This window comes from Pseudomonas sp. GW821-FHT07G10 (assembly GCF_059418545.1).
This window is the reverse complement of the sequence record NZ_JBWKQB010000006.1, coordinates 25,704-38,366: the sequence shown is the minus strand read 5'-3', so window position 1 is coordinate 38,366 and position 12,663 is coordinate 25,704. Positions and strand designations below refer to the sequence as shown.

Here is a 12,663-nt window from a genome sequence, read left to right as displayed (position 1 = left end):
AAAAAACGCCAGCTAGCTGGCGTTTTTTCCTGGTCGCAAAGTGGTCCGCGACGGGTGTTTCACTTAGCCCAGCAGGGTAGCCCAGCCTTCAACCACATCACCGCCCCACTTGGCTTTCCACTCTTTCAGAGTCTTGTGGTTGCCACCTTTGGTTTCAATGACTTCGCCATTGTGCGGGTTTTTGTATTGTTTAACCTTGCGAGCACGTTTGGTGCCGGTAGTTTTCACAGCACCACGCGGAGCTTTGCTGGTTTTGGATTCTGGATCCAGCAGCGCAATGATGTCGCGCAGGGATTTTGAATATTCGCCCATCAGGGTGCGCAGTTTGCCTTCGAATTCCAGCTCGGTTTGCAGTTTGTCGTCTTGGGACAGATTCTTCAAACGGGCTTGCAGCTCTTTGATAGCTTCTTCGGTGGCGCGGTATTCGTTGATCAAGGACATGAGGACTACCTATGTTGGGCACTGGATGACAAGGTTACAGTGTCTTAATGATAGGCAGGCAGTTTCGGCAAGTAAACATTTATGCGGGGTTTTACTTAATTTAATTAGAGTGGTTAGCGAAAAACTCCCGGAATCAGTTTAATGCGGTGATTGCGTTGTCACAGATGCTCACAATAGAAGCCTTGCGCAATTTTAGGAAAAGACCTCGCGGGTTTTGAACGCAGCAAAGGGGGGGCGCAACGGTAGTCCGCGTCTGACGAGCCGATCGATCAAAACGTCAGGAATACTGCAGTTTTACCGCGCAATGGCTAGAATGACCGCCTTTGCGAAGTTCTGGAGTTTCCCCCTCATGCGCACTTTTCGGCTGGTGATTGCTTGCCCGGACCGCGTCGGCATCGTTGCTAAAGTCAGTAACTTTCTGGCATCCCACAACGGCTGGATCACCGAAGCGAGCCATCACTCGGATAATCTCAGTGGTTGGTTCTTTATGCGTCACGAGATTCGTGCCGATTCGCTGCCCTTCGGGCTTGAGGCTTTTCGCGAGGCGTTTGCGCCGATTGCCGAAGAGTTCTCGATGGTCTGGCGCATCACGGATACCGAACAGAAGAAGCGTGTGGTGCTGATGGCCAGCCGTGAGTCCCATTGTCTGGCGGACCTTCTGCACCGTTGGCACAGCGACGAGCTGGACTGCGAAATTTCCTGCGTTATTTCCAACCACAACGACCTGCGCAGCATGGTCGAGTGGCACGGCATTCCTTATTACCACGTGCCGGTGAATCCGCAGGACAAAGAGCCGGCGTTTGCCGAGGTCTCGCGCCTGGTCAAACAGCACGACGCTGAAGTCGTGGTACTTGCCCGTTACATGCAGATCCTGCCGCCCGAGTTGTGCCGTGAATATGCCCACAAGGTCATCAATATTCACCACAGTTTCCTGCCGTCCTTTGTCGGCGCCAAGCCGTATCACCAAGCTTCCATGCGCGGCGTGAAGCTGATTGGCGCAACCTGCCACTATGTGACCGAAGAGCTGGATGCCGGCCCGATCATCGAGCAGGACGTGGTACGTGTCAGCCATAGCGACAGCATCGAAGACATGGTGCGTTTCGGCCGTGACGTCGAGAAGATGGTGCTGGCCCGCGGCCTGCGCTATCACCTGGAAGATCGGGTACTGGTACACGGCAACAAAACCGTGGTGTTCTGATGATCGTTCCCACGCTCTGCGTGGGAATACCGCCATGGACGCTCCGCGTCCGCTATCGAGAGTTGACGCAGAGCGGCACAGGATGCATTCCCACGCAGACGGTTCGACGTGGGAATGATCCGAATGCACCCGGTTGTGCCTGGAGGACATGAACATGGCTGATCCACTGGATAAAGCGACGTCCAAAGCTCCGGCGACAGTAGGTGAGGGTTGTTTGAGCCGCTATGACCCGGATGATCTGAGTCCGCAGGACGGCACTGACTTTCCCGGCGCCGCCGAGTTGTGGGAGCAATTACAGGATGAACCGGCGAGGGAGCCCGCCTCTAAGCCTGTTTGAGTTTCATCAGCTTGTGCAACAACGGTCGCCCGACCATCAGCAGGAATACCGGCCCGCCTGCCAATAGATAGAAGTAGTAGGTCACGGCCCGCCAGATCAGAATCGCTGCTGCCGCAGTTGACTTGCCCACCATCGGCGCCAACAGCGCTGCCGAAGTGATCTCGGCCGCACCTGCACCGCCGGGAAGCAGGCTCAATTGCCCGGCGCTGAGTGAAAGCATCTGGACCAGAAAGCTCCAGGCCCACTGCACGTCCACGCCCAGACCACGCAAGGCCAGATACAACACGCTGTAGCGTAAGGCCCAATGCAGGCAGGTCAGGGCAAACACGCGGGCCAGTGTTTGCCACGGCAATTTGAGGGTGGCGGTGAAGGCCACCAGAAAGTGGAGCAGCTTGCGTGCCCATCGACGTCGGGTAAGGGCTTTGACTTTCATGCGTTTGAGCAGCCGACCGCTGAGGCGAATCAGCAAGCGGTGGTAGCGCGCCAGGATCACGCCGCTGCACAGCCCGCCAAACATCGAGATGGCGCTCAGGGTCAGCATCCATTCGAGGTTTTGACTCAAATGCTGGAACAGCGCGTAAATCAGAATGGCGCTCAATGCGCACAGAAAGAACAGCAAATCACTCAGTTGATCCATGGCAAACACGGCACTGCCATGGGCTGGGCGCACGCCGTTGCGCGCCAGCAGAGCCATCAACGTCAATGGGCCGCCACTGCCTCCGGGCGTCGCGCACATAGCGAACTCGGTGGACATCACCACCCCGAGACTTTTCAGGCGTCCGATCTGGCCGCGCTGCTCACCCAGCAACAAGCGCAGGCGCACCGAATTCAGTACCCAGCACAGCACAATCATGCCCGGCATCGTCAGTAACAGCGCGAGCGGGAAACGCTGCACTCGCAGCCACATATCGCTACCGCCCAGCAAGAAGGGGACCAGCATGGCCAGCAATAAGGCGACGGCCAGCCAGATTGCCCTCCTCATGCGGCATACCTGGCAATCGTGGTTTGAGCTGCCAGCCAGTTGGCCTTGGTCATCGGCACGCGACCGTCAGCCAGCAAGCGCTTGAGGGTTTGTAGCCAATAGTTTCGCGAGTACCCGTGGCGCATGTCCACCGGGTGCAAGCCGAGGCGAATAACCGCTGCTTGCCGCCAACGCTGCTCGCGTTGATCGTTGAGTATCTTCGACAGACCACGGCGCCAGGCACTGCGCGAACTCCAGACCAGCCCCGGTGCATCGACCGGAGTGAAGTCCGGCAAACGATAAAGATGCTGTGGATCGCTGGTGTAGTGCAGCGGCAGTTGGCGTAGCGCCTGGCGCGTACCCTGGCTCATCAGCCAGGCCGGCGCGACGAAACCTTCCAGTGGCCAGTGATAGCGCTGGAACAGTTCGATCCCGGCGTGCAAGCGGTCAAGGGCAGCGTTTTGCGACAGTGCGTAGAATTCGCCCTCATGGGTATAAATCCGCCGCATGAACCAATCCCGTGGATTCACCGGAATGGGACTGTCGTCGCAATGAAAATAGCCGTGCAGCGCCAGCTCATCGCCCAGGGCTATGCGGCGGGTCAGCAGGGAACGAAATCCCGGATGGGCGTCCAGCGCATTGTGCTTGTGGAAGTCGGGCACCACCAACCAGGTCATGGGCACATTGCCCAGTGCATCCACCGCTTCGACAAACGGCTGATAGTCCGCCCAGGTTTGTGGCGCAACGTCATGCAGGACCAGTAACACACTGGGGGAGTTCATGGGCTCAACCATGGGCCCGCAGCGGCTGCTGGTTGCCGAGCACGGCGCGATAGTGCCCCAACAGGCTGCTGACCACTGCGTCCCAGGCATAATGCTGTTCGACATGGCGTCGGGCCTGCCGGCCGATTGTGGCGCTGCCGAAAGTGAACAGTTCACGCACGGCATTGGCCATCGCCAGCGGGTCGTCCGGTGTGCAGAGCAGACCGCAGACGGGTGTGACGATCTCTTTGAGCGCACCGGCAGCCACGGCAATAACCGGTATTCCACTGGCCATGGCTTCGAGGATCACCAGACCGAAGGTTTCCTGGTCGCCGGCGTGGAGCAGCGCATCAGAACTGGCCAACAGCCTGGCAAGCTGTTGTGCGGGGTAGAACTCACCGACTACCGTGACGTTATTCGGCACTGCGGCCGGCATGGAGGAGCCTACCAGCAGCAGGTGATAGTGGTTGCCAAGGTGTTTCATGCAACTGAGCAGAATCGGCAGATTCTTTTCCTTGGAGCCACGCCCGGCGAAGATCAGCAGGCGGGTGCTTTCGGCAATGCCCAGTTCGGCGCGTAAAGACGGGTCTCGAGCGCTCGGGTGGAAGGTTTGCAGGTCCACACCTAAATGCTGCACAAAAACGTTTTTCACCCCAAGACCGATCAGCTTGTCAGCCATGACCTGGCTGGGTGCCAATACCCGATCGAAATTGCCATACAGCTTGCGGATATACGCTTCGACATTCGGTGTGCACCAATTGCCCATGCGGTTGCTCGCCAGCAGTGGCAGGTCCGAGTGATAAAAGCCGATCACCGGTACGTCCAGTTGACGGCGAGCGTCCAGGGCGGCCCAGGCGGTGAGGTAAGGATCGCCGACCTCAATCAAGTCCGGTTGCAGGTCGCGCAGAGCATTGCGCCAGGGCGTCAGGCGCCAAGGGAAACGGTAGCCTTTACCGAAGGGCACGGCGGGAGCCGGGACTGTGTAAATACCGTCCTGCTCACCCAGATACGCCCCGGGGATCAGCAAGCTGTGACGGATACCTGGCTGACGTCCCAGGCGACGGTGTTTGGCATCCAGATAAGTGCGCACGCCACCGCTGGCAGGGGCGTAGAACATGGTTATGTCAGCGATATGCACGATGAGCATCCCTCCTATCCGGTGTTCCCTTTAGGGTTGACCTTTATGAAGGATAGATGTTCGGTGCGGGATGTGCGCAATACACAGCCCACCTGTAGGAGCGAGGCCCGCGAAACCAGCGACACGGAATTGCTGGTACACCGCGTTATCGTTCATCGCGGGCAAGCCTTGCTCCTACAGGTGAGAGCATACCTCTGTAGGAACGAGGCTTGCCCGCGATGAGGCCCAGGAGACCGCTAGATCCGGAAGCTGCCCACCAACTGCTTCAAGCGCGCCGCTTGCTGCTCCAGGTCGGAGCACGCGCGCAAGGTCGATTGCAGGTTTTCCACGCCTTCCTGGTTGAGGGTATTGATCTCGGTGATATCGACGTTGATCGATTCGACCACGGCGGTCTGTTCCTCGGTGGCGGTGGCTACTGACTGGTTCATGCCGTCGATCTCGCCGATGCGCTGGGTCACGCTGTTCAGGCGCTCGCCGGCGAGGTTGGCAATTTCCACGCTGTCGTGGCTGTGGCGCTGGCTTTCGCCCATGGTGGTTACCGACTCACGGGCCCCGACCTGCAGTTCTTCGATCATGGTCTGTACCTGTTGCGCAGACTCCTGGGTGCGATGAGCCAGGTTGCGCACCTCATCGGCGACCACCGCGAAACCACGCCCGGCTTCACCGGCTCGAGCCGCTTCGATGGCGGCGTTGAGCGCCAGCAGGTTGGTCTGTTGGGAAATGCTGGTGATCACTTCGAGAATCTGCCCGATGTTCACCGTCTTGCTATTGAGGGACTCGATGTTGGTGCTCGAAGCGCTCAGCATGTTGGACAACTGATTCATCGCCTTGATGCTTCTGTCGACCACTTGCTGACCGTCCTCGGCCAGGCTGCGTGCATCGCTGGAATGCTGCGAGGCGAGGGCGGCGTTCTGGGCGATTTCCTGGGCGGCGGCGCCGAGCTGGTTGATCGCCGCGGCAACGCTGCTGGTACGCGAAGCCTGCTGGTCGGAGTTGAACATCGACGAGTTGGAAGCGCTGACCACCCGCAAGGCCACTTCGTTGACCTGGCCGGTGGCGGAGGCTACTTCTCGAATCGAGGTGTGAATCCGCTCGACGAAGCGGTTGAATGCGGTACCGAGGATGCCGAACTCGTCCTGCGTCTGGATGGTCAGGCGCTTGGTCAGGTCGCCGTCACCTTCGGCAATGTCCTGCATCGCGCGGGTCATTGTGTGCAGTGGCTGGATCAGGATGCGAATCAGCATGCCGAGCAGGGCGATGATGATGGCCACGGCAATAATAGTGGCAACGATTGCCGAGGTGCGGAAATTGCTGAGCTTCGCGAAGGCTTTGTCCTTGTCGACGGACAGACCGATGTACCAGTTGACCGAGGACAGTCCCTTGATCTGGGTAAAAGTGACGATGCGGGTTTTACCATTGACCTCAATTTCGCTCAGGTCTTTGCTCAGGCGCGGAGTGTCTTGCGGGTAGACGTCCTTGAGCGTCTTCATCACCAAGGCCTTATCCGGGTGCACGAGAATTTTGCCGTCGGCACTTACCAGAAAGGCATACCCCATACCGCCGAAATCCAGTGCGTTGATGCTATCGGCAATCACCTGCAAGCTCAGATCGCCGCCAACCACGCCGACGTTCTGGCCACCCTTGAGCACGCTGTCGACGATGGAAATCACTAACTGGCCGGAAGCCAGATCGATGTAAGGTTCGGTCAACGCCGGGCCACTGCTGCTCTCTGCGCTCTTGTACCAGGGACGGGCGCGCGGGTCGTAGCCGTCCGGCATTTTGCTGTCCGGGCGAATGAGGAAGGTGCCGTCCTTGTTCCCTAGATAGGCGCCCATGAAACTGGAGGTTACTGCCTTCTGTTCAAGCAGATTGGCGACGTTACCCATGTCCGGGTTGAGCGCAACGGACTGTGAAAGGTTTTCGATCAACAAACTGCGGCCGGCGAGCCAGGTCTGGATATTCTTCGCTGTGACGGTGCCCATTTCCTGCAGGTAATTTTCCAGGTCCTGGCGAATCGCACTACGCTGCAAATAGTCGTTGTACAGCGTGAAGGAGGCGAAGGCGGCAATAACGATCAGGGCGGCGGCAAGCAGTATTTTATGGCTGAAGCGCAGATTTTTGTTCATGACTTGTGGTGTCCGCTAAGGTCTTAATGTCCAGGGCGAGCGGCTATGAAAGCGCGCAAAATGGGCAATGTTGAAAGTAAGCTGATATTTCCATCTCTCCTTAGGGAATTATCGGACCTCATTTTCAGTCTTCTCTTGTCTCTCGCTTTTCTATATCGACCGTGCAGGGCTAAAGATTAACCATGGGTGACAAAATGCCTGGCTCACTGCAACTCGTTATCGGTGCCGATCTTGAGGGACAACCAATTGCTCAGGCCATGCGTCTGGCCAACCGTAACGGGCTGGTGGCCGGAGCTACCGGTACGGGAAAACCGTGACCCTGCAACGTCTGGCGCAAGCCTTCAGCGATGCCGGCGTTGCAGTGTATGCCGCCGACATCAAAGGCGATTTGTGCGGTTTGGTTTGGGTGACTGCGATGGTCCGGCGGGTTCAGGTGGCTGCACCGCAATCGCGAATCGGGCCTTTGAGTGACGCCGAGCGTGCCGCCCTGATCGCCGGCTCACCGTTGGTCGGACGTTATGACAAACCGATCGATCGTGAATCGGCACTATCAAGTGCTGATGAGCCGCAAAGGGCAGGTGCCAGAGCCCGATGCGGCGTCGGGCAAGGCGGCTGAAGAGCCGGGCTTCACTGACAAGGCCGGTGAGTTTCCGGGGACGGCGGGCGGACAAAATGTTGAAGTCGGCCATGCGTCAGGCAGCCAATCAGTCGGGCTGGCAATTGGTCCGTGGTTTGGCGTGGCTGGCCAGACGCTCCAGAGCGGCGCGCAGGTTGGGGTCGCTGATACCGTCGGCGGTGGCCTGAATGGTCTCGGCGGCGTTTGTCGACAAGTCCATGGTATGGCCGGCTGCGCCTTGTTGCACAGTGGGGGGTTGAACCTTGAACAGAATACGCGTCAGGCTGGAGAATTCGTCGAACACCTGTAACTGACGCTGCAGGCGTTTTTGCTGATAGCGCAGCCGGGTCGCCCAATGACCGTCGGTTACGATCAGCAACAAACTGCCTTCACGCCAGGAAGCCACGTGGCAGTGTTCACGAGCGGCGGGTTGCAGCTGGCTTTCAAGCAAACGCTGTAAATGCGCTAAACGTTGAGCGTGGCTGAATATCGCTTTTAAAGGCTTGGCTTCGCGAAGCAGGACGGCGGGTGCTCTGGCCGTAAGAGGGCGAAATGCCATGATCAGACACCTGAAGTAACAGAGCCGCCATGGTAGCAGAAAGTGCCGGACGCGCTTGTCCCCCATTGCTTTACAGCTGGTTTACCCATTAAATCAACGAGTAACTTCTACCGCGATTGGGTTGAAGTTCAGCAAAAAGCCCCTATTTAAAGTGAGCCCCGTCACAGCGCTGTGCCAGCATCGTGGAATAACGCCACTTTCCTCACAATCGTTTCCGGGTAGAATACTCGTTCGCATGCGGCCATAAGGGCTGCACGGGCGACTCACGGGGCCGCCCTCCATCCCTATGTGTGGAAGAACCTGTCGATATGTTTGCGCCTTTGTTAAAGAAACTTTTTGGAAGCAAGAACGAGCGCGAAGTCAAACGCATGCTCAAGACGGTACAGATCGTCAATGCCTTCGAAGAGCAAATGGTGGCCCTTTCGGACGAGCAATTGCGCGCCAAGACCGAAGAGTTCAAGGCCCGCATAGCCAAAGGCGAGACCCTCGACAAGCTCCTCCCTGAAGCCTTTGCGGTTGCCCGTGAAGCCGGTAAGCGTGTCATGGGCATGCGCCACTTCGATGTGCAGTTGATCGGCGGCATGACCTTGCATGAAGGCCAGATCGCAGAAATGCGTACCGGTGAAGGCAAGACCCTGGTGGCGACACTCGGCGTTTACCTGAACGCGCTGTCCGGCAAGGGCGTGCACGTTGTAACCGTGAACGACTACCTGGCTCGTCGTGACGCCAACTGGATGCGTCCGCTCTATGAATTCCTCGGCATGACAGTCGGTGTGGTGACGCCGTTCCAGCCGCCGGAAGAGAAGCGTGCTGCCTATGCTGCCGACATCACCTACGGCACTAACAACGAATTCGGTTTCGACTACCTGCGCGACAACATGGCTTTCAGCATGGAAGAAAAATTCCAGCGTGAGCTCAATTTTGCGGTAATCGACGAAGTCGACTCGATCCTGATCGACGAAGCCCGTACCCCGCTGATCATTTCCGGTCAGGCCGAAGACAGCTCCAGGCTCTATATCGAGATCAACAAGCTGATCCCGCTCCTGGAGCTGCATGTCGAAGAAGTGGAAGGCGAAGTCACCAAGGCTGGCCACTACACCATCGACGAGAAGACCCGCCAGGTCGAGCTGAACGAAGCCGGTCACCAGTTCATCGAAGAGATGCTGACCCGCATTGGTTTGCTGGCCGAGGGCGAGAGCCTGTATTCGGCACATAACCTGGGCCTGCTGACCCACGTTTATGCCGGTCTGCGTGCGCACAAGCTGTTCCACCGCAACATCGAATACATCGTTCAGGACGGTCAGGTTGTGCTGGTCGACGAACACACCGGTCGTACCATGCCGGGACGTCGTCTCTCGGAAGGTCTGCACCAGGCCATCGAAGCCAAAGAAGGCCTGAACATCCAGGCCGAAAGCCAGACCCTGGCTTCGACCACCTTCCAGAACTACTTCCGTCTGTACAACAAACTGTCCGGCATGACCGGTACGGCCGACACCGAAGCGTTCGAATTCCACCAGATCTACGGTCTGGCGGTAATGGTCATTCCACCGAACAAACCGCTGGCGCGTAAAGACTACAACGACCTGGTGTTCCTCACTGCGGACGAGAAATACGCCGCTATCATTGCCGACATCAAGGAATGCATGACCCAGGGCCGTCCGGTGCTGGTGGGTACTGCGACCATTGAAACTTCCGAGCACATGTCCAGTCTGCTCCAGAAGGAAGGCATCGAACACAAGGTTCTGAACGCCAAGTTCCACGAAAAAGAAGCAGAAATCATCGCCCAGGCCGGTCGTCCTGGCGCACTGACCATCGCCACCAACATGGCCGGTCGTGGTACCGACATCCTGTTGGGCGGTAACTGGGAAGTGGAAGTAGCATCCCTTGAGGATCCGACCCCTGAGCAGATCGCCCAGATCAAGGCTGACTGGCAGAAACGTCACCAGCAAGTGCTCGAATCGGGCGGCTTGCAGGTCATCGCTTCCGAGCGTCACGAATCGCGCCGTATCGACAACCAGTTGCGTGGTCGTGCCGGTCGTCAGGGTGACGCTGGCTCCAGCCGTTTCTACCTGTCGCTTGAAGACAGCCTGATGCGCATCTTCGCCTCTGATCGGGTGAAGAACTTCATGAAAGCCCTGGGCATGCAGCCCGGCGAAGCAATCGAGCACCGCATGGTGACCAACGCTATCGAAAAGGCTCAGCGCAAGGTAGAAGGTCGCAACTTCGACATTCGTAAACAACTGCTCGAGTTCGATGACGTCAACAACGAACAACGTAAAGTGATCTATCACATGCGTAACAGTTTGTTGGCCGCCGATAACATCGGTGAAACCATCGCCGACTTCCGTCAGGACGTGCTCAACGCTACCGTCAGCGCACACATTCCGCCGCAGTCGCTGCCTGAGCAGTGGGATGTAGCCGGCCTTGAAGCCGCTCTGTCGAGTGACTTCGGTGTGAAACTGCCAATCCAGCAGTGGCTCGACGAAGACGATCACCTCTACGAGGAGACTCTGCGCGAGAAGCTGATGGCCGAACTGCTGGCCGCTTACAACGAGAAAGAAGAGCAAGCGAGTGCCGAAGCACTGCGCACCTTCGAGAAGCAAATCGTTCTGCGCGTGCTGGATGACCTGTGGAAAGACCACCTGTCGACCATGGATCACCTGCGCCACGGCATCCACTTGCGCGGCTATGCACAGAAGAACCCGAAGCAGGAGTACAAGCGCGAGTCCTTCACCTTGTTCTCCGAGCTGCTGGATTCGATCAAGCGCGACTCCATCCGTGTGTTGTCCCACGTACAGGTTCGCCGCGAAGATCCAATCGAAGAAGAAGCCCGTTTGCGTCAGGAAGCCGAATCCCTGGCTCAACGCATGCAGTTCGAACACGCCCAAGCCCCTGGGCTGGAGCATCCGGAAGCATTGGATGAGGGCGTTGATCTCGATGTCGCCCTTGCCGCTGCGCCGGTTCGCAATGAGCAGAAGCTGGGTCGCAACGAACTGTGCTACTGCGGTTCGGGCAAGAAGTTCAAACATTGTCACGGCCAGATCAACTAAGATTTCCGCCAGACACTGAAATACCCGCGCCGCGACCGGCATCAGCCGTCGCGGCGTTTTTCCATTTGAAACACTGTCCTTCGTGACGACAGTGCTGACATCACATTAGAGGAGCGCTTTCATGGCTGTTGGTCTTGGTCCTTTGCCAACGTTGCACCCGGTTGCCGGTTTTGAACTCGGTATTGCTTCGGCCGGCATCAAGCGCCCGGGGCGCAAGGATGTTGTGGTCATGCGCTGCGCTGAAGGCTCCACGGTTGCGGGCGTGTTCACCCTGAACGCCTTTTGCGCCGCTCCGGTGATCCTGGCCAAGCAGCGAGTGCAAGGTCCGGTGCGTTATCTGCTGACCAACACCGGTAATGCCAACGCAGGTACTGGCGAGCCAGGACTGGCCGCTGCCGCGCGTACCTGCGCCAAACTGGCTGAATTGACCGGTGTCGACGCCAATCTGGTATTGCCGTACTCCACAGGCGTGATTGGCGAGCCGCTGCCGGTCGAGAAGATCGAAGGCGCCCTGCAAGCCGCCCTCGACGATTTGTCCGTGGACAACTGGGCAGCCGCCGCCACCGGCATCATGACCACCGACACCCTGCCAAAGGGTGCGAGCCGCCAGTTTCAGCACGACGGTGTGACTGTCACTGTCACCGGCATCAGCAAAGGCGCAGGGATGATTCGCCCGAACATGGCGACCATGCTCGGCTACATCGCCACCGACGCTAAAGTCTCCCGCGATGTGTTGCAGAACCTGCTGCTGGACGGCGCCAACAAGTCGTTCAACCGCATCACTATCGATGGCGATACTTCGACCAACGATTGCTGCATGCTGATTGCCACTGGCAAGGCTGATCTGCCGCAAATTACCGAGGCCAGCGGTCCGCTGTTCGCGGCACTCAAGCAGGCGGTGTTCGAAGTCTGCATGGAGGTGGCTCAGGCCATCGTCCGTGACGGCGAGGGCGCGACCAAGTTCGTCACGGTTGAGGTAAACGGCGGCGCTAATCATCAGGAATGCCTGGATGTCGGTTACACCGTGGCTCACTCGCCGCTGATCAAGACCGCGTTGTTCGCTTCCGATCCGAACTGGGGTCGTATTCTTGCTGCCGTTGGCCGTGCTGGTGTACCGGATCTGGACGTGAGCAAGATCGACGTGTTTCTGGGTTCAGTCTGCATCGCCAGCCACGGTGCGCGCGCAGCGACTTACACCGAAGCGCAAGGCGCGGCGGTAATGCAGCAGGAAGAGATCACCATTCGCATCGAACTGGGCCGCGGGGATTGCAGTGAAACGATCTGGACCACCGACCTGTCCCACGAATACGTGAAAATCAACGCCGAATACCGTACGTAATTACGATTTCGCCAGTACCCCGTTCCCCTTGTAGGAGCGAGCTTGCTCGCGATGGACGTTAACGATAACGCGTGTTTTCTGAGTAAACACGCCGCCCTTGAGTCCATCGCGAGCAAGCTCGCTCCTACAAGGGAGTC

10 protein-coding genes and 2 pseudogenes are annotated in these 12,663 nt (G+C 58.1%); 6 read left to right on the top strand and 6 right to left on the bottom strand.

The window, feature by feature from the left end; genetic code table 11:
* Positions 1-63: 63 nt before the first annotated feature.
* Positions 64-441 (bottom strand): histone-like nucleoid-structuring protein MvaT, encoded by a 378-nt coding sequence (gene mvaT / locus AC07O1_RS10195; RefSeq protein ID WP_494992068.1) that lies wholly within the window; start codon positions 439-441, stop codon positions 64-66.
* Positions 442-790: 349 nt separating this feature from the next.
* Here mvaT and purU point away from each other — a divergent pair, with 349 nt between their 5' ends.
* Together purU and AC07O1_RS10185 are read left to right on the top strand one after the other, a co-directional pair.
* Positions 791-1,639 (top strand): formyltetrahydrofolate deformylase, encoded by an 849-nt coding sequence (gene purU / locus AC07O1_RS10190; RefSeq protein ID WP_494992069.1) that lies wholly within the window; start codon positions 791-793, stop codon positions 1,637-1,639.
* Between the two features lie 154 nt (positions 1,640-1,793).
* Positions 1,794-1,976 carry a hypothetical protein gene (locus AC07O1_RS10185; RefSeq protein WP_495088686.1) on the top strand — a complete coding sequence of 61 codons (183 nt, stop codon included), beginning with the start codon at positions 1,794-1,796 and terminating at the stop codon, positions 1,974-1,976.
* Here the strand turns inward: AC07O1_RS10185 and gpgF are convergent.
* The 4 genes from gpgF to AC07O1_RS10165 form a co-directional block, all read right to left on the bottom strand.
* Positions 1,963-2,958 carry a glucosaminyl phosphatidylglycerol flippase gene (gpgF, locus tag AC07O1_RS10180; protein ID WP_495088685.1) on the bottom strand — a complete coding sequence of 332 codons (996 nt, stop codon included), beginning with the start codon at positions 2,956-2,958 and terminating at the stop codon, positions 1,963-1,965. The genes AC07O1_RS10185 and gpgF overlap by 14 nt on opposite strands.
* Complete coding sequence (gene gpgD, locus AC07O1_RS10175; RefSeq protein ID WP_495088684.1) at positions 2,955-3,731, bottom strand: N-acetylglucosaminyl phosphatidylglycerol deacetylase; 777 nt, start codon at positions 3,729-3,731, stop codon at positions 2,955-2,957. The genes gpgF and gpgD overlap by 4 nt, the downstream gene beginning before the upstream one ends.
* Entirely contained in the window at positions 3,724-4,845 is a 1,122-nt protein-coding gene (gene gpgS / locus AC07O1_RS10170) for an N-acetylglucosaminyl phosphatidylglycerol synthase (RefSeq protein WP_495088683.1), read from the bottom strand. Before gpgS ends, gpgD begins: the two co-directional genes overlap by 8 nt.
* 227 nt (positions 4,846-5,072) lie before the next feature.
* Entirely contained in the window at positions 5,073-6,962 is a 1,890-nt protein-coding gene (locus tag AC07O1_RS10165) for a methyl-accepting chemotaxis protein (protein ID WP_495088682.1), read from the bottom strand.
* A 194-nt stretch (positions 6,963-7,156) separates the two neighbouring features.
* On the opposite strand from AC07O1_RS10165, the pseudogene AC07O1_RS10160 reads away from it, so the two are divergent.
* Positions 7,157-7,362 (top strand): annotated as a pseudogene (locus tag AC07O1_RS10160) (helicase HerA-like domain-containing protein); the annotation flags it as partial.
* A 15-nt stretch (positions 7,363-7,377) separates the two neighbouring features.
* A pseudogene (locus tag AC07O1_RS10155) lies at positions 7,378-7,766 on the top strand (helicase HerA-like domain-containing protein); the annotation flags it as partial.
* Here the strand turns inward: AC07O1_RS10155 and AC07O1_RS10150 are convergent.
* Positions 7,667-8,137 (bottom strand): DUF721 domain-containing protein, encoded by a 471-nt coding sequence (locus AC07O1_RS10150; protein WP_495088681.1) that lies wholly within the window; start codon positions 8,135-8,137, stop codon positions 7,667-7,669. The pseudogene AC07O1_RS10155 and the gene AC07O1_RS10150 overlap by 100 nt on opposite strands.
* Positions 8,138-8,445: 308 nt before the next feature.
* On the opposite strand from AC07O1_RS10150, the gene secA reads away from it, so the two are divergent.
* Positions 8,446-11,187, top strand: a complete 2,742-nt coding sequence (gene secA, locus AC07O1_RS10145) for a preprotein translocase subunit SecA (protein WP_494992075.1) — start codon at positions 8,446-8,448, stop codon at positions 11,185-11,187.
* 121 nt (positions 11,188-11,308) lie between these two features.
* Positions 11,309-12,526, top strand: a complete 1,218-nt coding sequence (argJ, locus tag AC07O1_RS10140; protein WP_494992076.1) for a bifunctional glutamate N-acetyltransferase/amino-acid acetyltransferase ArgJ — start codon at positions 11,309-11,311, stop codon at positions 12,524-12,526.
* Positions 12,527-12,663 lie beyond the last annotated feature (137 nt).

Bases quoted from the DNA above. Each gene is read 5' to 3' on its own strand.
- gpgS (WP_495088683.1), bottom strand. From the start codon at position 4,845: ATGCTCATCGTGCATATCGCTGACATAACCATGTTCTACGCCCCTGCC.
- gpgF (WP_495088685.1), bottom strand. From the start codon at position 2,958: ATGAGGAGGGCAATCTGGCTGGCCGTCGCCTTATTGCTGGCCATGCTG.
- argJ (WP_494992076.1), top strand. From the start codon at position 11,309: ATGGCTGTTGGTCTTGGTCCTTTGCCAACGTTGCACCCGGTTGCCGGT.
- secA (WP_494992075.1), top strand. From the start codon at position 8,446: ATGTTTGCGCCTTTGTTAAAGAAACTTTTTGGAAGCAAGAACGAGCGC.
- AC07O1_RS10165 (WP_495088682.1), bottom strand. From the start codon at position 6,962: ATGAACAAAAATCTGCGCTTCAGCCATAAAATACTGCTTGCCGCCGCC.
- mvaT (WP_494992068.1), bottom strand. From the start codon at position 441: ATGTCCTTGATCAACGAATACCGCGCCACCGAAGAAGCTATCAAAGAG.
- AC07O1_RS10185 (WP_495088686.1), top strand. From the start codon at position 1,794: ATGGCTGATCCACTGGATAAAGCGACGTCCAAAGCTCCGGCGACAGTA.
- purU (WP_494992069.1), top strand. From the start codon at position 791: ATGCGCACTTTTCGGCTGGTGATTGCTTGCCCGGACCGCGTCGGCATC.
- AC07O1_RS10150 (WP_495088681.1), bottom strand. From the start codon at position 8,137: ATGGCATTTCGCCCTCTTACGGCCAGAGCACCCGCCGTCCTGCTTCGC.
- gpgD (WP_495088684.1), bottom strand. From the start codon at position 3,731: ATGGTTGAGCCCATGAACTCCCCCAGTGTGTTACTGGTCCTGCATGAC.